Source organism: Intrasporangium calvum (assembly GCF_028446585.1).
In the GTDB taxonomy this organism is placed as follows: Bacteria; Actinomycetota; Actinomycetes; order Actinomycetales; family Dermatophilaceae; genus Intrasporangium; species Intrasporangium calvum_A.
In genome coordinates, this window is record NZ_JAPFQL010000028.1 from 12,660 (window position 1) to 36,088 (window position 23,429).

General features: G+C 71.2%; 25 protein-coding genes. 18 read left to right on the forward strand and 7 right to left on the reverse strand.

Annotated features, from left to right (window positions below):
• Position 1: 1 nt before the first annotated feature.
• Complete coding sequence (leuD, locus tag OO014_RS08130) at positions 2-607, forward strand: 3-isopropylmalate dehydratase small subunit (RefSeq protein ID WP_272461799.1); 606 nt, start codon at positions 2-4, stop codon at positions 605-607.
• A 242-nt stretch (positions 608-849) separates the two neighbouring features.
• Positions 850-1,557: an HU family DNA-binding protein gene (locus OO014_RS08135; RefSeq protein WP_272461800.1), complete on the forward strand. Its 708-nt coding sequence runs from the start codon at positions 850-852 to the stop codon at positions 1,555-1,557.
• Between the two features lie 65 nt (positions 1,558-1,622).
• On the opposite strand, the gene OO014_RS08140 is transcribed toward OO014_RS08135, so the two are convergent.
• A complete protein-coding gene (locus OO014_RS08140) occupies positions 1,623-1,835 on the reverse strand; it encodes a cold-shock protein (RefSeq protein ID WP_272461801.1) in 213 nt (70 codons plus the stop codon).
• Complete coding sequence (cofC, locus tag OO014_RS08145) at positions 1,810-2,508, reverse strand: 2-phospho-L-lactate guanylyltransferase (RefSeq protein WP_272461802.1); 699 nt, start codon at positions 2,506-2,508, stop codon at positions 1,810-1,812. Before cofC ends, OO014_RS08140 begins: the two co-directional genes overlap by 26 nt.
• Positions 2,509-2,622: 114 nt before the next feature.
• On the opposite strand from cofC, the gene OO014_RS08150 reads away from it, so the two are divergent.
• Positions 2,623-3,420 (forward strand): lysophospholipid acyltransferase family protein, encoded by a 798-nt coding sequence (locus OO014_RS08150; RefSeq protein WP_272461804.1) that lies wholly within the window; start codon positions 2,623-2,625, stop codon positions 3,418-3,420.
• Entirely contained in the window at positions 3,417-4,415 is a 999-nt protein-coding gene (locus tag OO014_RS08155; RefSeq protein ID WP_272461805.1) for an NAD(P)H-dependent glycerol-3-phosphate dehydrogenase, read from the forward strand. The genes OO014_RS08150 and OO014_RS08155 overlap by 4 nt, the downstream gene beginning before the upstream one ends.
• 179 nt (positions 4,416-4,594) lie before the next feature.
• On the opposite strand, the gene OO014_RS08160 is transcribed toward OO014_RS08155, so the two are convergent.
• A complete protein-coding gene (locus OO014_RS08160; RefSeq protein WP_272461806.1) occupies positions 4,595-5,677 on the reverse strand; it encodes a trans-sulfuration enzyme family protein in 1,083 nt (360 codons plus the stop codon).
• Between the two features lie 44 nt (positions 5,678-5,721).
• Between OO014_RS08160 and OO014_RS08165 the strand changes: the two genes are divergently transcribed.
• Entirely contained in the window at positions 5,722-6,909 is a 1,188-nt protein-coding gene (locus OO014_RS08165; RefSeq protein ID WP_272461807.1) for a D-alanine--D-alanine ligase family protein, read from the forward strand.
• 26 nt (positions 6,910-6,935) lie between these two features.
• Here OO014_RS08165 and OO014_RS08170 read toward each other — a convergent pair whose 3' ends face one another.
• Positions 6,936-7,286: a DUF3515 family protein gene (locus OO014_RS08170; RefSeq protein ID WP_272461808.1), complete on the reverse strand. Its 351-nt coding sequence runs from the start codon at positions 7,284-7,286 to the stop codon at positions 6,936-6,938.
• Between the two features lie 116 nt (positions 7,287-7,402).
• On the reverse strand, positions 7,403-7,636 hold the full coding sequence (locus tag OO014_RS08175; protein ID WP_272461809.1) for an Lrp/AsnC ligand binding domain-containing protein: 234 nt from the start codon (positions 7,634-7,636) through the stop codon (positions 7,403-7,405).
• 219 nt (positions 7,637-7,855) lie between these two features.
• On the opposite strand from OO014_RS08175, the gene thiL reads away from it, so the two are divergent.
• Positions 7,856-8,866 (forward strand): thiamine-phosphate kinase, encoded by a 1,011-nt coding sequence (gene thiL / locus OO014_RS08180; protein ID WP_272461810.1) that lies wholly within the window; start codon positions 7,856-7,858, stop codon positions 8,864-8,866.
• A 30-nt stretch (positions 8,867-8,896) separates the two neighbouring features.
• Here thiL and rpmB read toward each other — a convergent pair whose 3' ends face one another.
• A complete protein-coding gene (gene rpmB, locus OO014_RS08185; RefSeq protein WP_013493142.1) occupies positions 8,897-9,085 on the reverse strand; it encodes a 50S ribosomal protein L28 in 189 nt (62 codons plus the stop codon).
• A gap of 162 nt (positions 9,086-9,247) precedes the next feature.
• The gene (locus OO014_RS08190) at positions 9,248-10,027 is read right to left on the reverse strand and encodes a fructosamine kinase family protein (RefSeq protein ID WP_272461811.1); all 780 of its coding nucleotides are present in this window, start codon (positions 10,025-10,027) and stop codon (positions 9,248-9,250) included.
• Between the two features lie 130 nt (positions 10,028-10,157).
• On the opposite strand from OO014_RS08190, the gene OO014_RS08195 reads away from it, so the two are divergent.
• The 12 genes from OO014_RS08195 (at position 10,158) to OO014_RS08250 (ending at position 23,369) form a co-directional block, all read left to right on the forward strand.
• Positions 10,158-11,912: a DAK2 domain-containing protein gene (locus OO014_RS08195; RefSeq protein WP_272461812.1), complete on the forward strand. Its 1,755-nt coding sequence runs from the start codon at positions 10,158-10,160 to the stop codon at positions 11,910-11,912.
• A 1-nt stretch (position 11,913) separates the two neighbouring features.
• Positions 11,914-14,184: an ATP-dependent DNA helicase RecG gene (locus tag OO014_RS08200; protein WP_272461813.1), complete on the forward strand. Its 2,271-nt coding sequence runs from the start codon at positions 11,914-11,916 to the stop codon at positions 14,182-14,184.
• Position 14,185: 1 nt separating this feature from the next.
• Positions 14,186-14,767 carry a 16S rRNA (guanine(966)-N(2))-methyltransferase RsmD gene (gene rsmD / locus OO014_RS08205; RefSeq protein WP_272461814.1) on the forward strand — a complete coding sequence of 194 codons (582 nt, stop codon included), beginning with the start codon at positions 14,186-14,188 and terminating at the stop codon, positions 14,765-14,767.
• Positions 14,768-14,777: 10 nt separating this feature from the next.
• Positions 14,778-15,266 carry a pantetheine-phosphate adenylyltransferase gene (coaD, locus tag OO014_RS08210; protein WP_272461815.1) on the forward strand — a complete coding sequence of 163 codons (489 nt, stop codon included), beginning with the start codon at positions 14,778-14,780 and terminating at the stop codon, positions 15,264-15,266.
• Positions 15,267-15,359: 93 nt separating this feature from the next.
• Entirely contained in the window at positions 15,360-15,935 is a 576-nt protein-coding gene (locus OO014_RS08215) for a YceD family protein (RefSeq protein WP_272461816.1), read from the forward strand.
• 1 nt (position 15,936) lies between these two features.
• The gene (rpmF, locus tag OO014_RS08220) at positions 15,937-16,131 is read left to right on the forward strand and encodes a 50S ribosomal protein L32 (protein WP_013493135.1); all 195 of its coding nucleotides are present in this window, start codon (positions 15,937-15,939) and stop codon (positions 16,129-16,131) included.
• A gap of 40 nt (positions 16,132-16,171) precedes the next feature.
• A complete protein-coding gene (gene rnc, locus OO014_RS08225) occupies positions 16,172-16,930 on the forward strand; it encodes a ribonuclease III (RefSeq protein ID WP_420485488.1) in 759 nt (252 codons plus the stop codon).
• 6 nt (positions 16,931-16,936) lie between these two features.
• Complete coding sequence (gene mutM / locus OO014_RS08230) at positions 16,937-17,815, forward strand: bifunctional DNA-formamidopyrimidine glycosylase/DNA-(apurinic or apyrimidinic site) lyase (RefSeq protein WP_272461818.1); 879 nt, start codon at positions 16,937-16,939, stop codon at positions 17,813-17,815.
• A 38-nt stretch (positions 17,816-17,853) separates the two neighbouring features.
• Positions 17,854-19,131, forward strand: a complete 1,278-nt coding sequence (locus OO014_RS08235) for a hydroxyacid-oxoacid transhydrogenase (RefSeq protein ID WP_272461819.1) — start codon at positions 17,854-17,856, stop codon at positions 19,129-19,131.
• Between the two features lie 57 nt (positions 19,132-19,188).
• Entirely contained in the window at positions 19,189-21,111 is a 1,923-nt protein-coding gene (locus OO014_RS08240; RefSeq protein ID WP_272461820.1) for a M3 family metallopeptidase, read from the forward strand.
• 74 nt (positions 21,112-21,185) lie between these two features.
• On the forward strand, positions 21,186-21,629 hold the full coding sequence (locus tag OO014_RS08245) for a hypothetical protein (RefSeq protein ID WP_272461821.1): 444 nt from the start codon (positions 21,186-21,188) through the stop codon (positions 21,627-21,629).
• 3 nt (positions 21,630-21,632) lie between these two features.
• Positions 21,633-23,369: a DUF5671 domain-containing protein gene (locus tag OO014_RS08250; RefSeq protein ID WP_272461822.1), complete on the forward strand. Its 1,737-nt coding sequence runs from the start codon at positions 21,633-21,635 to the stop codon at positions 23,367-23,369.
• The last annotated feature ends 60 nt before the right edge of the window (positions 23,370-23,429 follow it).

The following is a 23,429-nucleotide window of genomic DNA, read 5'->3' on the forward strand; positions in this document are numbered from 1 at the left end:
CATGGAGAAGTTCGAGACCCACACGGGCGTTGGCGTGCCGCTGCGCCGGAGCAACGTCGACACCGACCAGATCATCCCCGCCGAGTACCTCAAGCGGGTGTCCCGGACCGGCTTCGAGGACGGCCTCTTCGCCGCGTGGCGCAAGGACGAGTCGTTCGTCCTCAACAACCCCGTCTACGCGCACGGCTCGGTCCTGGTGGCAGGGCCGGACTTCGGCACGGGTTCGAGCCGTGAGCACGCCGTCTGGGCGCTGATGAACTACGGCTTCCGCACGGTGATCAGCTCGCGCTTCGCCGACATCTTCCGCGGCAACAGCGGCAAGCAGGGCCTGCTCACTGCCGTCGTGGCGCAGGATGACGTGGAGCTGATCTGGAAGTACCTGGACAACAACCCGGGCGCAGAGATCACCGTCGACCTCGTCTCACGGACCGTCACGGCCGGAGAGATCGTCGCCCCCTTCGACATCGACGACTACACCAGGTGGCGGCTCCTGGAGGGTCTCGACGACATCGGCCTGACCCTGCGGCACGAGGACGAGGTCACCCGCTTCGAGAAGTCGCGGCCGTCGCACAAGCCGGTCACGACCCCGGTGGAGCCCGTTTCCTGATTCTTCGCCTGCCGCCCAGTTCCGCTGGGCGGCAGGCTGTTTCGTCACTGTCGTCCAAGGCCAGCGGCTCGTTCGGGGGCTGCTGAATCCGCTGAGAGGCTCCCAAAGCCGTTGCGACACAACGGAAAGAAGTGGCGCCAGATGATGGACCTCGACCCTCCGGGAGCCTACCGTCGTGGGTAACCGGACTCGATCCGGACGCACGTCGGTCGTGGACACCGACAGTCCTCTGGAGGGAAGACGTGAACAAGGCAGAGCTGATCGGCGCCCTTGAGGCGAGGCTTGGCAGCCGCAAGGTTGCCTCCGATGCCCTGGAGGCCATCCTCGACATCGTCATCCGCGAGGTGAACAAGGGCGGCAAGGTGGGCATCACCGGATTCGGCACGTTCGAGCGGGCCAACCGCGCGGCGCGCACGGGTCGCAACCCCAAGACCGGCGACACCGTCAAGATCAAGAAGACGCGCATCCCCAAGTTCCGGGCCGGCACCAACTTCAAGGAGATCGTCTCGGGCCAGAAGAAGCTCGCCAAGACGGGCTCCGCAGCGACGCGCGCCTCGGCCGGCACGGCTTCGGCGGCCGTTGCTGCAACTCCGACGAAGAAGGCTGCAGCCAAGAAGGCCACCCCGGCCAAGGCCGCAGCCAAGAAGGCGACGCCCGCGAAGGCTGCGGCCAAGAAGGCCACCCCGGCCAAGGCCGCAGCCAAGAAGGCGACGCCCGCGAAGTCGACGGCAGCGAAGACGGCGACGAAGACGGCCGCCAAGACCGCGACGCGGTCCACGGCCAGGACAGCCGCTGCGAAGACCGCTACCGCCAAGACGGCAACGGCGAAGAAGACCGCGACCAAGTCGACGGCCACCAAGTCGACCACCGCGAAGTCCACGCCGGCGAAGAAGGCCACCGCCGCGAAGTCGACGGCCAAGCGCACGACGAAGCGCGCCTCCACCCGCTGAGGGGCGGGCTCCCCCGCTGCATCGTCACCGGGCCTGGCCATCGTGGCCGGGCCCGGTGACCGCTGTCAGTAGGTGCCGTTGGGCGGCGAGACGCCGACGATCCGCAGCCCCACCACCTGGTCGTTCAGGACGTCGACCGTGAGGCGCTGGCCCACCCGCACCAGGCGCAGGCCGCTTCCCTCGAAGGCTGCGCTGTCGAAGGGCAGCAGCACTCCGTCATCCCGGATCACGCTGCCGGTCTGCAAGGTGGGATCAAAGGCGTGGACCGTGGCCTGCATGGGCCCATCCAAGCAGATCGAGAGCCTGGACGGCCGCCGTGGTGGCGGATCCCGCACCCAGCTCGAGGGCCCGCGTCAGGGATGCGACGTCGTCGACGTCGGTGCGCAGGCGCGGCAGGTCCAGATCGAGCCTCGTCGCGCCGTTCGTTTCGTGTCGGGCCGCGCTGCCCGGCCCGAAGCGAGGGGTGAAGCGTCCGGCTGCGGCCGCCCGCAGGACGGTCCCGTCCCCGGAGGCGTCGGGCACGAAGGACTGCTCGTGCGCCACGGCCGCAGACAACGCCGCTGCGAGATCGGCGGCGGTGAGGCAGGGCACGTCCCCCAGCAGCGCCGCGACGGGGGTGCCCAGGGCCACTGTCTCGAGCCCGCGGGCGATGGCGGCGTTGAGGCCGAGGCCGGGGTCGCCAACGACCGTGGCCCCGTGCCTGGCCCACTCGCTCGCGGCCGGCTCGTCCGATGTCACGAGGATGACGTGGGCCGCGCCGACCGTCTGGCAGGCGGCCACCAGGGTGTCGTGCGCCAGCGCCCTGCTGATCGTCTCGTGGTCGACGCCTGGCGTCAGCGCGTCCAGTTCCCGGGTCAAGCGCGACTTGCCGACCGAGGCGGCCTTGACGGGGACGACGATGTGCCACTCCGGCTGTCGGGTGGGGGAGGGGGTGCGGCCCGGCTCGCTCATGCTGGTGCAATTCTCTCACCGGCGGGGCGGACGCTCGACAGTGCGCCGCGAGGTGGACAAGATGAAGGCCCATGGCGTTCCGGTCCGGGATGCCCCGAGGAGAGGTTCCGACGAGTGAGAGGTCCGCGCCCCACGCGGCTGCCCCTGGCCTACCGGTTCGCCGCCTTCCTGGTGCGACCGCTGCTCATGGCCCTGACGAAGCGGGACTGGCGCGGCGTCGAGCACCTCCCCACGACCGGCGGCTTCGTCGTGTCCGCGAACCACATCTCCTACATCGACCCACTGATCTTCGCTCACTACATGTACGACAACCGGCGGGAGGCCTACTTCCTCGCCAAGGAGAGCCTGTTCTCCATCCCCTTCGTCGGCTGGGTGATTCGCCGGGCCGGCCAGATTCCCGTCTACCGCAACTCCGTGGCTGCCGCCCAGGCCTACCGCGCCGCAGTGGAGGCCGTCCGCCAGGGCAAGGCGGTCGCCATCTTCCCGGAGGGCACCATCACGCGGGACCCTGACCTGTGGCCGATGCGCGGCAAGACGGGGGCCGCACGGGTCGCCCTCGAGACCCGCTGCCCGCTGATCCCCGTCGCCCAGTGGGGGCCAGAGGAGATCCTCTCTCCCTACGGCCACCGACCCCGGCTGTTCCCCCGCAAGACGATGCACCTGCTGGCCGGGCCGCCGGTCGATCTCTCGGACCTCTACGACCAGCCGATCGACACGCGGACACTGCGCGAGGCGACGGACCGACTCATGGACCGCATCACGCAGCTGCTCGAGGAGATTCGCGGCGAGCAGCACGCCCATGAGCGCTTCGACCCGCGCCAGCACGGTGTGCCCGAGATCGGCGACCCGATGAAGCACCACGAGATCGGTCGTCCCCGCCCTGGTTCGCCGAGTCAGGGGGAGTCGGCGTGACTCGCGTGGCCGTGATGAGCGCCGGCAGCTGGGGGACGGCCTTTGCCTCGCTGCTCGCCGAGGCCGGCAGCACCGTGACGATGTGGGCCCGTCGCCAAGCGGTGGTCGACCAGATCAACGCCGGGCGCAACCGCGACTACCTGCCCGACCTCGAGCTGCCGGACACGGTCCGGGCGACCGCCGACCCGGCCGAGGCGTGCGCCGGTGCGGAGATCGTCGTCCTCGCCGTCCCGTCGCAGACGCTGCGGGCCAACCTCGCGGAGTGGGGCGACGCGATCCCGGCGGACGCCGATGTGGTCTCGTTGATGAAGGGCGTCGAGCTCGGCACCACGCTGCGGATGAGCGAGGTGATCGGTCAGGTCGCCGGCGTCGAGCAGGAGCGGATCGTCGTCGTCTCGGGCCCCAACCTGGCCAAGGAGATCGCCCTGCACCAGCCGGCGGCCAGCACGGTCGCCTGCGTGGACCTTGCCGCCGCCGAACGCGTCGCTGCCGCGTGCGCTTCACGGGTCTTCCGGCCCTATACGACCCACGACGTCGTCGGCACGGAGATCTGCGGGGCGACCAAGAACGTTGTCGGTCTGGCCGTCGGAATGGCCGAGGGGATGGGCTTCGGCGACAACACGAAGGCGACGATCATCACGCGCGGCCTAGCCGAGACCACCCGCCTCGGCCTCGCGCTGGGAGCGGAGCCACAGACGTTCCTCGGGCTCGCCGGCGTCGGTGACCTCATCGCGACGTGCATGTCGCCGTTGTCGCGCAACCACTCCTTCGGAGTCATGCTCGGCCGCGGCCTGACGGTGGCGGAGGCCACGGCCGAGATGAAGCAGACGACCGAGGGCGTCAAGTCGTGCGAGTCCATCCTCAGCCTGGCCCAGCACCACGGTGTCGACATGCCCATCGTCGAGCAGGTGGTCGGGGTGGTCCGCGACGGTCAGGCCGTCACCGAGGTGGGACCACGGCTGATGGCCCGCGACCTCAAGTCAGAGCGCCACTGACAGGAGCAAGAAGCAGCCGTATGCCGCTGGGCTCGCTCCCGCGCTGACCTTCCCTCGCAAGCCCCCCGCGTCCCAACTCGAGTGGCCCGGGTGTGGACAGGCCGGGTGTGGATGGTGGGGCCACTCGAGTGGGAGGGTGGGGGTCCCGGAGAGCCGGCCCAGCGGCATACGGAAGTGGCTCAGGGCGCGCGGAGCGCCTGGTCCAGGTCGGCCCAGAGGTCCTCGACGTGCTCGATCCCCACCGACAGGCGGACGAGGTTGTCGGGCACCGTCGGGGCCTCCGACGGGTGACGCCGCCGGCGCTCGAGCTGGGACTCGACCCCGCCGAGGCTCGTCGAGTGCACCCAGACCCGGGTCGCGGCGCAGACGCGCTCGGCCGACTCGGCCCCGCCCACCACGTCGACAGAGAGCATCGCCCCCGTGCCGGGGTAGCGAACCCGCTCGACGCCGGGGTGCCCGTCCAGACGACGGGCGAGCTCGGCGGCGTTCGCGGTGGCGCGCTCGAGCCGCAGAGCGAGGGTGCGCAGCCCGCGAAGGCCGAGGTAGACCTCCATCGGCCCCGGGATCGCCCCGCCCAGGGTGCGATGGCGATGGAGGCGCTCGCCAAGGGACCGCCCCCGCTCGTCGTCAGCGGTCACGGTGACCCCGAGGAGCACATCGCTGTGTCCGGCCAGGTACTTCGTCGCCGAGTGGACGACGACGTCGGCCCCGAGCGTGAGGGGCTGGCAGCCGAGAGGCGTGGGCAGCGTGTTGTCGACGACACTGACGACACCGCCCGCTCGCGCGGCTCCCAGAACGGTGGCCAGGTCGATGACGTCCATCAGCGGGTTGGTCGGCGACTCGAGCCAGAGGAGGTCGGCTCCGTCGAGGGCCGTCAGGAAGCCGTCGGTGTCGATGGCCGCGACCCGACGAACCGCGCCACCTGCCTCCTCGAAGGCGCGGAGCAGGTCACCCGTCCCGTTGTACGTCGTGTCCGGAGCGACGATAGTGCCCCCCGCCGGCAGAAGCGCGAGCGCAGCCGAGATGGCTCCCATACCCGAGGCGTGGACCAGGGCCCGGCCGCCCTCGAGCCGGCCGACGGCCTCCTCGAACGCCTGCCATGTCGGGTTGCCGACGCGGGCGTAGTTGACTGCCCCGTCGGCGAGGAAGGTCGATGAGAGAACGACGGGCGGGTTGACGGCGGCTCCCGGCTCAGGGGCCGGCCGACCCGCCGAGACGAGGACGGTGTCGACGTGCAGATCGGGGTTCTCGCTCACCCGCATCAGCCTAGGGGCCGCCTCCTGCCCTCCGTATAGAGTCTCGTCTGATGACCAGCGACCAGCAGCCCGTGCACCCAAGCGATCCGGCCGACGCAGACTCCGCGGTCGCCGCCTCGAACGGACCCCGTGGACGTCGTCCCCGGGTCGCGATCATCTTCGGTGGCCGGTCCTCCGAGCACGCGGTCTCGTGCGCCACCGCAGCCGGGGTCATGCGCGCGATCGACCGCGAGAAGTACGACATCGTCCCCATCGGCGTGTCCCGGGACGGGCAGTGGGTCCTCGTCGCCGACGACCCGGCGCGCTTCGACCTGACCGCCGGGCGCACGCCCGAGGTGGTCCCCGACCGGTCACACGTCGTGCTGCCCCTCTCGACGCGAGAGACGGCCCTCACCGTCCTCGAAGCGGGCCAGCCGCCGCGGGAGCTCGGCGACGTGGACGTCGTGCTGCCGCTGCTGCACGGTCCGTTCGGCGAGGACGGGACGCTGCAGGGCTTCCTCGAGCTGTCGGACATTCGCTACGTCGGGTCCGGCGTGTTCGCCTCGGCAGCCGGGATGGACAAGCACTACATGAAGGTCGTGTTCGCGGGCCACGGGCTGCCCGTCGGCCCCTACACCGTCATCACGGACCGGGCATGGCGGGCGGATCGGGCGGCGGCCCTCGACGCCTGCTCAGCGCTCGGCTTCCCGGTCTTCGTCAAGCCGGCCCGAGCCGGGTCGTCCATGGGCATCAGCAAGGTCGATGACCCCGCTCAGCTCGAGTCCGCGATCGAGGCAGCCCGGGAGCACGACCCCAAAGTGATCGTCGAGGCTGGCATCACGGGCCGCGAGATCGAGTGCGCCGTCCTCGAGGGGCACGGCACCGACGGGCCACGGACCTCTCACGTCGGCGAGGTCGCCGTCCACGACAACCACGCGTTCTATGACTTCGAGGCGAAGTACCTCGCCGAGGCTGACGTCGACCTGACGTGCCCGGCCGACGTGCCGGCGCACGTGTCGGACGAGGTCCGGCGGCTCGCGGCGGCGGCGTTCGACTCGCTCGGGTGCGAGGGCCTGGCCCGGGTCGACTGTTTCTACACCGAGGACGGCCGGGTGCTGATCAACGAGATCAACACCATGCCGGGCTTCACACCCCACTCGATGTACCCCCGCATGTGGGCCGCGTCGGGCCTGTCCTACACCGAGCTCATCGACGAGCTCGTCTCCCTGGCCCTGGAGCGGCGCACCGGGCTGCGCTGACCCGCTGCGGCGGGTGGGGCGCACTCTCAGATGCAGCGGCGGCCTGTCTCGGGCAGGGACCGGGCCGCCGGGCCGAAGGCCGGCAGCAGCAGGGGCACCGGCCCATGTGACGCGGGCACCAGGACCTCGATGGCCGGCTCGCGGCCGTACGTGACCGCTGCCGTGCCGTCGGACAGCTCGCGCACCACCCAGTCGACGCCGTCGACGACGACGCACGAGTCCACCGTCGGCGCGGGGGCCGGCAGCCCGCAGCGGGCCAGGATCGCCGGATCGCCCCACGCCGCCACCGAGGGATGGTCAGGACTGGTCTCTACGGCAGGGAGGGAGCTGACCTCCGTGGGCCAGGAGATGTCGGCGCAGACGGGCTCCTGGGCCAAGGGGGCGAGACTCACCTCGGGAGCGCGCGAACAGGCGGAGACCACGAGAACCACGCCGAGGGCGGCCGCCGCCCGCTTGGAGCGACTCGCCCTCGGCCGCGGGATGTGCCGGGACGTCAGACGTGCACCACGGTGCAGGTCAGGGTGCGGGTGATCCCCGGGACGTCCTGCAGCTTGGCGATGACGAGCCGCCCCAGGTCGTCCACGTTGGCCGCCTCGACCCGCGCAATGACGTCGTAGGGGCCGGTCACGTCCTCGGCGAGAGTCACACCGCTGATGCTGGCGATCGCCTCAGCCACCGCCGCCGCCTTGCCGACTTCGGTCTGGATCAAGATGTAGGCCTGGACCACGTGTCACCTCACTGTGTTGACGAACCTGCGCGTGTCTTCCGGAGGGAGCCTGCTCCCGGGGCCCAGCGCCTCGGCTCGACGGGACGGAGCCGTCGAGACGGAGCCGCCGAGCGAGCCGATGTGCCAAGGGCCGTGCCCTGACGCTACCTTGCCTTGGGACGTCCCGTCCCATGGAAACCGGCGTGATCCACGCCGAACCGCGACGAAGAGGTGTGATTCGTGTCAACCCGCACCGGTCCCAGCCTGACGGGTGGCACCCCACTCCGCGGTCTCGACGAGGAGGAGGTCCTCGGCCGCATCCTGCCGCTATTCGCCCCCTCGGCCGACCTGATCGTGCCGCCGGGCGACGATGCCGCCGTCCTCGCGACGGAGAGCCGCACCATCGTCACGACGGACACCGTCGTCCTCGGACGGGACTGGCTCGACGCCTGGTCGTCGGGCGCCGACGTGGGCACCAAGGTCGTCGCGCAGAACCTCGCCGACGTCGCGGCGATGGGGGGTCGCCCGACAGGGGTGCTGGTCACGCTCGTCGCGGACCCCATGACCTCGATCGACTGGGTCGTCGACCTCGCAGCGGGCATCGCCGCAGCGTGTCAGCAGGCCGGGGTCGCCGTGCTGGGTGGTGACCTGTCGTCGGCGCCGGCCGGAGTCGTCATGGTCTCCGTCACGGCACTCGGAAACCTCGCCGGGGCGGGTTCGGCGCCGGTCCTCCGTTCCGGGGCGCGGGCCGGTGACCGGCTGGCGGTCCGCGGCTCACTCGGTCTCGCCGCCGCCGGTCTGCACCTGCTGATGCACGACCAAGCAGATCGGCACCCGGAGGCGGTCAACGTGCAGCGACGCCCCGACCCGCCGCTGGAAGCCGGGCCCGAGGCAGCCGCTGCCGGGGCCAGCGCCATGCTCGACGTGTCGGACGGCCTCGTCCGCGACGGCGGTCGGATCGCTCGCGCCAGCGGCGTGGTCCTGGAGCTGGATCGTGATGCCCTGCGTGAGTTCGTCGCTCAGATCTCCGACGCCGTCGGCGAGGAGACTGCATGGGACTGCGTCCTCGCCGGGGGAGAGGAGCACTCCCTGCTCGCGACCTTCCCGGGCGAGGCTCCCGCCGGTTGGCACGTCATCGGGGCGGTCCGCAGCCCTGCCGAGGGAGAGCAGCCGGGGGTGCTGCTGGATGGCGTCCGGCCCCAGCACAGCGGCTGGGACCACTTCCGAAACGGCGAAGGCCGGCGCCCCTGAGGGGAGCCGGCCTTCCGAAAGGCGGTGGGGTCAGCGAGCGACCTTGCCCGCCTTGAGGCATGAGGTGCAGACGTTGATCCGCTTCGGCGTCACACCGCCCACCAGCGTCCGAACGCGCTGGATGTTGGGGTTCCAGCGGCGCTTGGTGCGGCGGTGCGAGTGCGAGATGTTGTGACCGAAGCTCGGTCCCTTGCCGCAGACGTCGCAGTTGGCAGCCACGGGTATCTCCTGAATGTCGGGGTTGACGAAGTGCTGATGCTCCCGTCGGCTCCGGCTGAAGGCTCGACACATCCACGGGGGCGTGCTTCACCCGCTCGACGCGAAGGGGAACCGGTCAAGAGTAGCCGACCGGGTGCCCACTGAACAAAACGGCGCCTACGTTCACCGGACTGCCAGGGCCGCTTCGAGCAGCCCGCGTGCATAGCTGGGCCCATGGGAGGCCGTGTGGGTCGCCAGCGGATGGAGCTGGTGGAGCGGGACGAGGCGCGACCAGTCGCGCGGCAGCGCGGCGGCCTCGGCGTAGGAGGTGAGGAAGTCCTGCAGGTGGGGGAGGCCGAAGAGCATGAGCATGGCGACGTCGGTCAGGCCATGGCCGCCATGGGCCGCGGGGTCGATGAGCACCGCTCCCTCGGCCGTGTGGACGACGTTGCCCGCCCAGAGGTCCCCGTGGATCCGGGCCGGGGGACGGTCGTCGTCATAGACGCCGTCCGCGATCCGGTCGCACACAGCGTCGATGGTGCGGGCGGCATCCGGGTCGAGGTGGCCGACGTCGACGGCCCTGCGCACGAAGGGCCGGACCCGTTGCTCGGCGAAGTAGCGCCCCCACGAGTCCTCCGGGTCGTTGGTCTGTGGCTGGTTTCCGATCCAGGCGGCCCCGGCCCAGCCGTCCGGGGGTGCCCCGAAGGCGCGAGCTCCCGACGCGTGCGTCACGGCGAGCGCCCTCCCGAGGTTGCGGGCCGCCACTGGGGTGGGAGGTGCGGGGACCAGGCGTCGGAGGTCGATGTGGTCGTGTCCGACGGCGAGGACCTTGACGACCAGTGCCCCGCCTTCGGGCTGGGCCTCGGCGAGCCAGCGGAGCCCCGCTGCCTCGGCCGCGAAGAAGCCGGTGGGCGCACCCGGCCGGCTCTTGCGGTGGATGTCGAGCGGCGGGCGGGTGGACACGATGGCAACGTTAGACGGCCGCGTCGGCAGAGCGTCGGGATGACGCAGTAGCCTGCCGAACACCACCTCCGGTCGCGGCACGGGGACAGGTCGCCCCCCGGACGGGTGCGGAACAGACGGAAGGAGCGGGATGGCAGACGGGACCCCGGGCCCCGTGGGGACCCTCGACGCGCTCGACGTCAATGCAGTGCGCCGCTGGGCCGTACTCGTCCGCTCCGTGCTCGCGGCCCGTCGGGCCGAGATCGACGCGCTCAACGTCTTCCCGGTCCCTGACGGGGACACGGGCACCAACCTCTACCTGACCTTCGACGCCGCCATCGACCGGATGCTGGCTCGGCCCGCGGACGAGCCGTCACCGGACAACGTGGCCCACCTGCTCAGGGACTTCGCGAGCCACATGCTGTGGACAGCGCGTGGCAACTCCGGGGTGATCCTGAGCCAGCTCGTCCGCGGCCTTGCGGAGGGTCTCGGCGAGAGCGCGCAGATCGCGGCCCCGGACCTCGTCGCTGGTCTCGCCCGAGCGGACGAACGCGCATGGCAGGGGGTGACCGATCCCAAGGAGGGCACCATCCTCTCGGTGTCGCGGGCCGCTGCAGTCGCGGCGGCGGCCGCGCAGGCAGACGGTGTCGCCGGGCTGCACGCGCTGACCGAACGGGTGCTGGCGTCCGCGCAGGAGGCGTTGGCCCGGACCCCGGAGCAGCTGCCCGTCCTGGCGCGTGCCGGGGTGGTCGATGCGGGTGGCGCCGGCTTGGTGCTGGTGCTGGAGTGTCTCGAGCGCCTGGCCGCAGGTGACGACGGCAGGGTGGTCCTCGGCCTCTCCTCCTCCGACCGTCGTGGACCCACCCACCCGGACCACGCGTCCCCGCCCGTCACCCGCCCTCTGGACGCCGACGTCGTCTCGCCGGACGAGCCCCCGGGCCCGGAGTACGAAGTCATGTACCTGCTCGCCGTCGAGGACGAAGGACGCGTCGATCGACTGCGCACACGGCTCGTGGAGCTCGGCGACTCCGTCCTCGTGGTGGGCGGAGACGGAGAGTGGAACGTCCATGCCCACGTCGACGACCCGGGGGCCGCCGTCGAGGCCGGCATCGAGGCCGGCCGGCCGCACCGAGTGCGCATCACGCGGCTCGCCAGTCCCGGTTCCGCCACTGAGGACCACGGCCCGGCCGCGACCGGGACGGATGCCGCCGCGGCGGCCACGAGCTCGGTCGACACCGTCACCGGTGTCGTCGCCTGCGCCGCGGGTCGCGGCTTGGCGGACGTCTTCGGGGAGATCGGGGCCACCGTCATCTCGTCCGGTCCCGGACACCGGGCGACGACCGGTCAGTTCATCGACGCCATTCGCGCCCAGCACGCGACCGGCGTCCGCGGCGTGGTCGTGCTGCCCAACGACACGGACACCGAGCTCGCCGCCTCGGCGGCGGCTCGGGTCGTGGCCGACGAGTGCATCGAAGCCCACGTCGTGAGAGCCAGGACGGCGGTCCAGGGGGTGGCTGCAGTCGCGGTCTTCGACCCGCGGCGCGTCCCCTCGGCCAACCTCGTGACGATGCAGGCTGCGGCCGCGGGCACCCGGCACGGGGCCGTCACGATCGCCAACCGGGTCGGCCTGACGAGTGGGGGACCCTGCCAGCCGGGCGACGTTCTCGGTGTCGTCGACGGTGACATCGTGATCGTGGGATCCGACCAGCTGGCGGTGGTGCGCGAGGTGGTCCACCGTCTCCTCGCCAGCGGCGGCGAGCTGGTCACGCTCGTCCTCGGAGAGGCTGCCCCAGCAGGCATCGTCGGGGCCGTCGAAGCCACGGCCCGCGAGGCGCACCGAGGGGTCGAGGTCACGGTCATCGACGGAGGTCAGCCGGTCTACACCGCCCTGGTCGGGGTGGAGTGACATGCCGCTCCTGACCGAGGACTCGCCGCTGACCAAGCTGCTGCGCAAGCCGGAGGCCGCCGCACTGGCCAAGAACAAGGGTGTGGAGACCGTGGGAGACCTCCTCGAGCTCGTTCCGCGCAAGTACCTCCCGCCCAACGAGCTCACGGACCTCTCGCGCCTGCGCGTCGGCGAGAACGTGCTCATCGTCGCCGAGGTGGCCGCCGCGACGACTCGCCCGATGCGGAACCGACGCGGGAAGCTGCTCAACGTCACCCTCGCGGATGCAGCCGGGAACCAGCTGGACGTGACGTTCTTCAACGCCTACGGGCACGAGCGCAAGCTGCTGCCCGGCGTGCGTGGCTTCTTCGTCGGCCAGATCGGCGCCTACGGTCGCCGGCTCCAGCTGACGCACCCCGACTACGAGCTGATCGGCGAGGACGAGGCAGAGTCCGAGGTGGAGTACTACCGCACGCACTGGGTGCCCGTGTACTCCGTGACCGGCAAGCTCAACGCCTTCCGGATGCGCAAGCTGGTCCACCAGGCACTCGACAGCGTGGACCACCTGCGAGAGCCGGTACCGGACGACCTCCGGGAGCGTCGCTCCCTGCTCGGCCGCGCCGACGCCCTCGAGCTGGTCCACCGCCCCCGCCTCACCGAGCGGCCCGACCCGGGAATGCGCCGCTTGAAGTACGACGAGGCGTTCGTGCTCCAGACCATCCTCGCCCAACGACGCAAGGCGTCCGAGGCCGTCGTCGGGACGCCGAGACGGCCACGGGAGGGCGGCCTGCTCGCCGCGTTCGATCGGCGCCTCCCCTTCGAGCTGACCGAGGGCCAACGCGTCGTCGGCGACGTCCTGTTGGCCGAGCTCGGCCGCGACCGCCCGATGCACCGGCTGCTCCAGGGAGAGGTGGGCTCGGGCAAGACGGTGGTCGCGCTCCGGGCGATGCTCGCTGCCGTCGACGCCGGAGGACAGGCGGCCCTCCTCGCCCCGACCGAGGTCCTGGCCGCGCAGCACCACCGCTCGATCTCCGGCATGCTCGGCGATCTCGCGATGGGCGGGATGCTGGGCGGCAGCGACATCGGCACCAAGGTCGCGCTGCTGACCGGCAGCCAGAGCGCCGGGGCCCGGCGCGCGGCCCTGCTCGATGCCGCCTCCGGTGCCGCAGGCATCGTCATCGGGACCCATGCGCTCATCCAGAAGCACGTCCAGTTCGCCGACCTCGCACTGGTCGTCGTCGACGAGCAGCACCGCTTCGGCGTGGAGCAGCGGGATGCCCTGCGCGAGAAGGGGGCGACCCCGCCGCACGTGCTCGTCATGACCGCGACCCCGATCCCGCGCACCGTGGCGATGACCGTCTTCGGCGACATGGAGACCTCCACGCTCCGTGAGCTGCCGCGTGGTCGGTCCCCGATCGCCACCCACGTCGTCAGGGCCGAGAAGCCGGGCTGGATGGAGCGGACCTGGCAGAGGGTGGCCGAGGAGGTGGCACAGGGGCACCAGGCCTACGTCGTCTGCCCGCGGATCGGTGACCCGGACCCCGGTTCGCTGCTCTCCTCAGACACGTCCGAGGAGGACGCCGTGGACTGGGAGCCCGTCGACTGGTCCCAGCTCGACGAGGGCGAAGGCGAGTGGCCCGACGGTGACGAGGGCCCAGAGCCAGCCCCCGCCCGCGAGCTCACGGGTGTCTACACGATGTGGCATGAGCTCAGCTCCAAGCCGGAGCTCGCCGGCGTGCGGATCGGGGTGCTGCACGGTCGGCTCGACGCGGACAGCAAAGAAGCGACGATGCGTGCCTTCGCCGCCGGCGACATCGACGTCCTGGTGGCGACCACGGTCATCGAGGTCGGCGTCGATGTCCCCAACGCCTCGGTCATGGTCGTCATCGACGCCGACCGCTTCGGCATCTCGCAGCTGCACCAGCTGCGCGGCCGGGTCGGTCGAGGGACGGTCCCCGGCCTGTGCCTCCTCGTCACCAAGGACCCGGGGGAGCCGGCCAGCGAGCGGCTCGACCTCGTCGCGGCCACCACTGACGGCTTCGAGCTCGCGCGGGCGGACCTTCAGTTCCGCCGGGAGGGCGACGTGCTGGGCGCCCGCCAGAGCGGACGGAGCGGCTCGATCCGCCACTTGCGGCTCACGCGCCCCGAGGACGAGGAGATCATCGCCGAGGCTCGGGAGGACGCCTTCGCGCTCGTCGAGACAGATGCGCAGCTGCGAAGGCATCCCGCGCTCGCCGCGGCCGTGGCGACCCGCCTCGACGAGGACCAGGCCGTCTGGCTGGAGCGAGGCTGAGATGACCCGAATCATCAGTGGCTCGGCCGGAGGGCGCACCTTGCGCACCCCCGCCGGGTCGGGCACCCGGCCGACCTCTGACCGGGTGCGGGAGGCGCTCTTCAGCAGGCTGGAGCACCATGGCCTGCTCGACGGGACCCACGTCCTCGACCTCTATGCCGGCTCCGGCGCTCTCGGGCTCGAGGCAGCGAGCCGGGGCGCCTCGCTCGTCCTGCTCGTCGAGTCGGACAAGAAGGCTGCCAAGGTCATCGCCGCCAACATCGACGTCGTCGGGATCCCCGGCGTCCGGGTGATCACCGACACGGTGGAACGGGTGCTTCGCGGCGGGCCGCCGGCCGGGATCCGGATGGACCTCGTCCTCATCGACCCGCCCTACGACGTCGGTGAGGCTGCGCTCGGCGACGTCCTCACCGCCCTGGTCGAGCAGGGCTGGCTCGGGCCCGAGGCGTTCGTCGTCGTGGAGCGCTCCACCCGATCACCGCAGCCCTCCTGGCCGCCGGGCCTGGAGCTGTCCGGGGAGAAGCGCTACGGAGAGACGACCATCTGGTTCGCCGAGCCTCCGATCAGCGGCGGTGTCGCGTAGGTTGAAGCCCGTGACGACCGCACCGCGACGCTGCCTCTGCCCCGGCTCCTACGACCCGGTCACCAACGGGCACATCGACGTCATCGAGCGCGCGGCCGCGCTCTTCGACGAGGTGGTCGTCGCCGTGCTGCACAACCAGGCCAAGCAGGGCACGTTCGCCGTCGACGAGCGGCTGGACCTGCTGCACGGTGCTCTCGCCCACCTGGACAACGTGCGGATCGCGGCCTGGGCCGACCGGCTCGTGGTCGACGTCTGCCTCGAGGTGGGCGCCTCCTCGATGGTGAAGGGACTGCGGGGCGGGACCGACTTCGCCTACGAGCTGCCGATGGCCCACATGAACCGCCACCTCACCGGCGTCGAGACCCTCTTCCTCTCAGCGGCACCAGACCTGCAGCACGTCTCCAGCTCCCTCATCAAGGAGGTCGTCCGCTTCGGTGGCGACGTCTCTGGGCTCGTCCCGGAGCCCGTTCTCGAGGCGCTGCTGACCCGACTGCGCTGATTTGGGGCGTGCCTACCCACTCCGGTAGCCTTGGACGTCGGTCCACGTCTGCCTTGGCGCGGACCGAACCCACATCTACCGCTTGCAGGAGTCATGGACCGTCCCGATCCCCGTTCGCCCCTGGTGCTCGACACCCGGGAGCTGCACAGGCGACCCGGGGCGATGCACGAGCTCCAGCGGACAGTGGTGCTCCCCGAGGACCTCGGCACCGAGGTCATCGCGATCAAGGCCGGCTCGCCGGTGGAGATCGACGTGCGACTCGAGTCGGTCGTCGAGGGAGTTCTGGTCACGGGTTCGGTCTCCGGCACGGCGACCGGCGCCTGCGTGCGGTGCCTGGATCCCGTCGAGCTCGAGCTCGACGTGCGATTCCAGGAGCTGTTCGCCTACGCCGATCGGGCTGCTCACCACCACGAGGTGGCGGGCGACTCGGACGAGGATGACGTGTACGAGCTCGTGGACGACCTGATCGACCTCGAGCCCGTGCTCCGGGACGCAGTGGTGCCTGCGCTGCCGTTCCAGCCGGTGTGTCGGGAGGACTGCCCGGGGCTGTGCTCCGAGTGCGGAGCGCGCCTCGCGGACGACCCGGACCACCACCATGAAGTGATTGACCCACGATGGTCGGCGCTCAGCGGACTGCTGGCGGACGACCCGCAAGAGAAGAGGAACTGACGTGGCTGTCCCGAAGCGGAAGATGTCGCGGTCCAACACCCGTTCGCGTCGCGCGAACTGGAAGGCTACGCCGACCACGCTGACCACGTGCCCCCAGTGCGGTGCCGCCGCCCAGCCCCACATCGCGTGCCCGTCCTGCGGCACGTACAAGGGTCGCTACTACGCCGCAGCCGAGCGCACCGAGCACCAGGCCTGACCCGGCCGTGAGCACCCCCGTGAGCGACGGCGACGCGGGTGTGGTGGCGGTCCCGCAGCGGCCCGTCGATGCCCTGCTCGCCCACCTGCAAGAGGTGGTCGGACAGGAGATCGACGAGCCGCTGCTGCTGCGTGCCCTCACGCACCGCTCCTACGCCTACGAGAACGGCGGCGTCCCCAACAACGAGCGTCTGGAGTTCCTCGGCGACTCGGTGCTCGGGCTCGTCGTGACCGACACCCTCTACCGGACGCATCCTGACCTGCCCGAGGGGCAGCTGGCGAAGCTTCGGGCGGCCGTGGTCAACATGCGCGCGCTCGCCGACGTGGCCCGCACCTTCGACCTGGGCCAGTTCGTCATGCTCGGCAAGGGTGAGGAGGCCACTGGCGGCCGCGACAAGGCGTCGATCCTGGCCGACACCATGGAGGCCCTCATCGGCACGGTGTTCCTCTCCACCGACATCGAGCGCGCCGCCCAGTTCATCCACCACCACTTCGACCCGATCCTCGAGGAGGCGGCCACACTCGGCGCGGGCCTCGACTGGAAGACGAGCCTTCAGCAGGTCGCCGCCGCCGTCGGGCAGGGCGCTCCGGAGTACCGGGTCGACGAGGAGGGGCCCGACCACGAGAAGGAGTTCCACGCCCGGGTCGTCCTCGGTGACGAGGTCCTGGGCGAGGGGCACGGCCGCAGCAAGAAGGAAGCAGAGCAGAAGGCCGCCAAGCAGGCCTGGCACACGCTCGACCGACGCCGCGCAGACGTCGCGGGTGCCACCACACCAGCGAGTGCGGACCGGCCGGCCTGACGAGCGATGCCTGAGCTGCCTGAGGTCGAGGTCGTCCGTCGGGGACTGGCCGAGCACGTCGTCGGTCGGCGCATCGCCGAGGCGGCCATCACCGGACTGCGCGTGGCCCGGCGGCACGTCGCCGGACCACAGGACCTGGCCGACCGGGTCCGTGGGACGACCGTGACTGCCGCCGCCCGTCGCGGCAAGTACCTCTGGCTCGTCCTCGACGGCGACGAGGCCCTCATCATCCATCTGGGGATGAGCGGTCAGATGCTCGTCAAGCCGGGTGACGCACCCCGGGAGAAGCACTGCCACGCGATCTTCGACTTCGCCGACGAGGGTCCCCAGCTGCGGTTCGTCGACCAGCGGACCTTCGGAGGGCTGGCCCTCTCGCCGCTCGCCCACGACGGCATCCCCGACGCGGTGCATCACATCGCGCCGGACCCGTTCGAAGCATCGTTCGACCAGCCATCCGTGGTGCGACGGATGAAGCTGAGGCAGAGCGCGGTGAAGCGAGCCCTGCTCGACCAGTCGCTGGTCTCCGGCATCGGCAACATCTATGCGGACGAGGCTCTCTGGCGGGCCCAGGTGCACGGGGAGCGGATCTGCGCGACGCTCACCAAGCCCGTCCTGAGCCGGGTGCTCGACCACGCCCGCGACGTGATGGCCGAGGCCCTGACTCAAGGTGGCACGAGCTTCGACGCGCTCTACGTCAACGTCAACGGCGCCAGCGGCTACTTCGACCGGTCGCTGCACGCCTATGGCCGGGAAGGCACCCCCTGCGACCGCTGCGGCACCTTGATGCGCCGAGAGCAGTTCATGAACCGGTCGTCCTTCTCCTGTCCGGTCTGCCAACCGCGTCCCAGGACACTGCGCGCTGCGATGGCGTCTCTTCCCTCCTGATCCACCGCTCACCCCGCGTCGGCTGGGAAGGTGGGCGCATGAACGAGTCGGTCTTCACCTACGCCGCTCCGCGACTGCGCTACGGTCCCGGCGCCGCAGACGAGATCTGGTACGACGTGGCCCAGCTCGGCGCGCGACGCGTGCTCATCGTCACCGATCCGGGGGTCCTCGACACCGGCGCGCCGGGACGGGTGGCCGACCAGCTGCGGGCCCACGCCATCGAGCCGGTCGTGCACGACTCGGCACACGTGGAGCCGACGGACGCCAGTCTCCGGTCCGCGGTGGACCGGGCCCGTGCGGACGGCCCGTTCGAGGCGGTGCTGGCCATCGGCGGCGGCTCGTCGATCGACACGGCCAAGGCCGTCAACCTGATGCTGACGAACCCCGGTGACCTCCTCGACTACGTCAACGCGCCCATCGGCAGGGGGCAGCCGCCGGCCAACCCGCTGCTGCCGCTCGTCGCGGTCCCGACGACCACCGGGACCGGCGCGGAGAGCACCACCATCTGCGTCCTCGACGTCCTCGCCCTCAAGGTCAAGACGGGGATCAGTCACGAGCGGCTCCGGCCGACGTTGGCCGTGGTCGACCCCGGCCTCACCGAGACCCAGCCCCGCGGTGTCACCGCCAGCGCGGGGATGGACATCCTGTGCCACGCCCTGGAGAGCTGGACGGCGCGGCCCTACACGAGCTTCGACCGCAAGGCTCCCGAGCAGCGCGTCCCCTACTGCGGTGCCAACCCGGTGGCGGACCTCTGGGCTGAACGCTCCATGTCCCTGCTCTCGCGCGCCTTCCGGGCAGCCGTCCAGTCCGGTGGCGACCCTTCCGCCCGCGCCGACATGGCGCTCGCCGCGACCTTCGCCGGACTCGGTTTCGGCAACGCCGGTGTCCACGTCCCGCACGCCAACGCCTATCCCATCGCAGGCCAGGTCCGTGACTTCCGACCGCGGGACTACCCGCCGGACGAGGCCATGGTCCCGCACGGCATGGCGGTCGCTCTCACCGCACCCGAGGCCTTCCGCTGGACCTTCGAGGCGAGTCCGGCCAGGCACCTGGCTGCGGCCGAGCTGCTCGACCCGGACCACCGCGGCCCGTGGGACGGCAGTCCCCGAGACGTCCTGCCCGGGATCCTCGTGGACCTCATGCGCGACCTCGACCTGCCCAACGGTCTGCACGCAGTCGGCTACGCCGAGTCGGACATCGACGGCCTCGTCGCGGGCGCCCTCAAGCAACAGCGACTCCTCGCCACCAGCCCGAGGACGGTGACGCCCGAGGACCTGACCCAGATCTTCAGCCGATCGCTGCGCCTCTGGGACTGAGCCACCCCGAGAGGAAACCTCCAGCAGGGAGCGAGCCCAGCGGCATACAGTGCCGTGGTGCACCCGACTGAGCCGATGCCTCTCGCCCTGCCCACCGACAACACCTGGCTCGACTGGGTCGGCCGGCGCGGCGACGACGAGCTCGCCCGCTGCCAGTCCCTCGTCGACGAGCTCAAGGTCTCGACGCCGACCTCCGCGCTCGACGTGCTGCGGCTCTGGAACGACGCGCAGGTCGCCCTCTCCAATGCGGCCGCCGTCGGCTCCCTCTTCGCCGAGGTCCACCCCGACAAGGACGTCCGCGACCGGGCCGAGCTGGTCGCCCAGGCGGTGCAGAAGCTCGACACCGACCTCGGCCTCGACCAGGACCTCTACGCGGTGCTCGCCCGCGTTGACGCCAGTGGGCTCGACAGCGACGCGAGGCGGCTGCTGGAGCGGACCCTGCGCGACTTCCGCCGGTCCGGCGTCGACCGGGACGAGGCCACCCGGTCTCGCCTGCGTGAGCTGAGCGAGCAGGGTCTGCTCCTCAGCCAGGACTTCAGCAAGAACATCCGCGAGGGCGTCCGGTCGATCCGCGTTCGTCCAGAGCAGCTCGAGGGGATGCCCCAGGACTGGATCGACGCCCACCCCGCCGACGGCGAGGGTCTCGTCACCGTGACGACCGACTACCCCGACGTGGTGCCCTTCCGGACCTTCGCCAAGGACGCGGAGGCTCGCCGCGCTCTCGTCAAGGAGTTCCTCACGATCGGCTGGCCGGCCAACGACGCAGTCCTCCAGGAGATCCTCGCGGTCCGCCGCGAGACGGCCGCCCTGCTCGGCTACGCGTCCTGGGCCGACTACGACGCCGAGGTCAAGATGATCGGCAACGGCAGCGCGATCGCCGACTTCATCGACCGGATCACCGACCTCGCCGCTGCCAGCGCCGCCCGCGACAAGGCCGTGCTGCTCGAGCGGCTGCGACAGGACCGCCCCGACGCGACCGACATCGACGGCGCCGACGTCCCGCACTATGCAGAACTCGTCCGCAAGGAGCAGCTCGCGGTCGATGCCCAGCGGGTGCGCACCTACTTCCCGTTCGAGGCCGTCCGGCAGGGCCTGCTCGACGTCACCGGCCGCCTCTTCGGCCTCGAGTGGCTGCCCGTGACGGACGCGCCGACCTGGCACGACGAGGTGGCCACCTACGACGTGGCCCTCCGCGGCCGGCGGATCGGGCGGATCCACCTCGACCTGCACCCTCGCGACGGCAAGTACAAGCATGCCGCCCAGTTCGACCTCGTCCGCGGGGTCCGTGGGCAGCAGCTCGCCGAGGGAGTGCTCGTCTGCAACTTCAACCGTGGGTTGATGGAGCACGACGAGGTGGTCACGCTCTTCCACGAGTTCGGGCACCTCGTGCACCACGTCGTCGCCGGCGACCAGGAGTGGGTGCGGTTCTCCGGGGTGGCCACCGAGTGGGACTTCGTCGAGTCCCCCAGCCAGATGCTCGAGGAGTGGGCCTGGGACGCCGACGTCCTCGCCACGTTCGCGCGCAACGCTGACGGTGAGACGATCCCGGCCGACCTCGTCGCGGCGATGCGGCGAGCGGATGACTTCGGCAAGGGCTACGACGCCCGGACGCAGATGTTCTACGCGGCCCTCTCCTACGACCTCCACGTCAACGCGACCACCGACCTGACCGGCCGGCTGCAGGAGCTGATGGGGCGATACTCGGTGTTTCCCTACATCGAGGGGACCCACATGCACTGCCACTTCGGGCACCTCGACGGCTACAGCTCCGGCTACTACACCTACATGTGGTCGCTCGTCATCGCCAAGGACATGTTCTCGGCCTTCGACCGGCACGACCTCTTTGACCCGGAGGTCGCCGGCGCCTACCGCGACAAGGTCCTTGCGCCGGGCGGCCGCCACGATGCCGCCGACCTCGTCCAGGACTTCCTGGGCCGGACCTACACCTTCGACGCGTATGCCGCGTGGCTGGCCGAGTGACGCCGATGCGCAGGCCGTGACTCGCCCGTCACAACCTGCCGCGCAACGGCCCGAACCAGCAGGATGATGGGCAGGTGAGCAGGGCCAACCGCATCCTCGCGATCGCACTCGCAGGCATCGTCGTCCTCGCCGTCGTCGCAGCGCTGGTCTCCCGGGGACGGCCCAGTGCGCGCCTGGACGCCGGCAGCCCGGAAGCCGCCGTCCAGGCCTACGTCGACGCGGCACTCGACGGCCGTGCCGACGAGGCGGCCCGCTGGCTGGACCCCGCCGGCGACTGCGACGTCGGCGACCTCGACCGCGCCGGGACCTCCGGCATGTCCGCCACCCGGGTCGTCCTCGTCGACAGCACCCAGAACGCCGACTCGGCCACGGTGCGCGTCGACCTCGTCTTCGGCTCCGGGGGCCCGTTCGAGACGTCCGAGTACCGCGAGCCGCAGAGCTACCGGCTCGTCCGCTCCTCGGGCGACTGGCGGATCACCGGTGTGCCCTGGCCGCTCTACGACTGCTGGAAGGAGTAGGTCATGGAGGTTCTCGGCTTCTTCAGCGGCCTCCTGCCCCTCCTGCTGATCATCGGGCTCGTCGTCTGGGGCGTGCGACGCGTCTCGCGCCGCGGAGCTCCGCAGCCGGGCGAGGGCCACGGCATCCGGCGGTTCTTCCAGTACCTCCTGCTCTTCGGCCTGTTGTGGGTCTCCGGTGTCGGCCTTGCCGGCCTGCTCGGCCGGCTCTTCGACCTGGGTTCGACCGTCGCCGAGGATCCGGGACTGCTGGCGCTGTACACCGCGTTCACCGTCGTCGGCGTCCCGCTCTTCGCCATGGTGGCGGCCTGGACGGTGCGGCGCTTCCGCGCCGACCCGCGCGAGGCCCGCTCGCCGGCCTGGAACCTCTACCTGACCGCGGCCAGCCTCGGCACGTTGGTCGCCGCCATGGTTGCCCTGCACGAGACGCTCTCGTGGGCCACGGGGGTGCGCGGCGGGTCCGCCTCCACCATGGCCGGCCTGCTCGTGTGGGGGCTGCTCTGGTTCGCGCACTGGTGGGTGAGCCGGCGGCTGCTGCCTGCTGACGCCTTTGCCCCGCACCGCTTCTTGGCCGCCATCGTCGGTCTGGTCGTGGCGGCTGTCGGGGCCACGGGCCTGCTGGGCGACGTCTTCGCGACCTTCTTCGGGTTCACTCGCGACTCGTTCTTCGCCGGCGGCGACGAGCTCTTCCTGCCGGGGGCCATCACGCTGGCCGTCGGCCTGACCGCCTGGCTGGTCTACTGGGTCGTCCCCTCGACGCGCTACCGGCGCTCGCCGCTGTGGCTGGCCTACGTCCTGCTCGCCGGCGTCGCCGCCGGCCTCGTCACCGCCGTCGCCTCGGCCAGCCTGCTGCTCTACGACGTGCTTGTCTGGGTGGTGGGCGAGCCGGCGTCCGGCTCGGCGGCGTCGCACTTCGACTCCGCGCCCGCATCGCTGGGTGCTGCGCTCGTGGGGGCGCTGATCTGGTGGTACCACCGTGCCGTCCTCCAGGCGGAGCAGGCGCCCGAGTCCGTCTCGGAGCGCACCGAGGTGCGGCGGATCTACGAGTACGCCATGTCGGGCGTCGGGCTCGTCGCGGCGGCCGCGGGGCTGATGATGCTCGTCGTCGCCGTCTTCGAAGCGGCAGCCGGGTCCGGTGACATCCTCTCGGGTGCACCCAGCGCGCTCAACACGATGCTGGGCGGCCTGACGCTGATCCTCGTCGGGGGTCCCGTCTGGTGGCTCTTCTGGCGCCGCATCCAGGCGGCAGCGGCGGCGCACCCGGACGAGGAACACGGGTCGCCGACGCGGCGCATCTACGTCTTCCTCCTCTTCGGCGTGGCCGGGGTTGCAGCTGTCGTGGCGCTGCTCCTTGGCGTCTACGTCCTGTTGCAGGACCTGTTCGGGCAAGGAGTCACGGCGGAGACCGTCCGGGGGCTGCGCTTCCCCGTCGCGGTCATCGTCGCCGCGGGGCTGCTGTCGGCCTACCACTGGGGCGTCTACCGCGGAGACCGCGACCATGTCCAGGCGCGCGAACGGGGGGCGCGCTTCGTGCTGCTCGTTGGTCCGCCCGACCCGGAGATCGCGCAGGCGCTCGCGCGGCGCACCGGTGGACGCGTCGAGCTGTGGGCGCGGACCGACGGGGTGGCCGGGCCCTGGGCGCTCGAGGAGCTTGTCGCCGTCGTGGCTGGGCGAGGCGAGGGCGAGGTCGTCGTCGTCGCCGGTGAGCACGGCGTCACGGCCGTTCCGGTCGACCGCGGCTGACGCCGTCCGGTCGACCGCGGCTGACGCCGTCCGGTCGACCGTGCCCGTCAGGGCATCGGC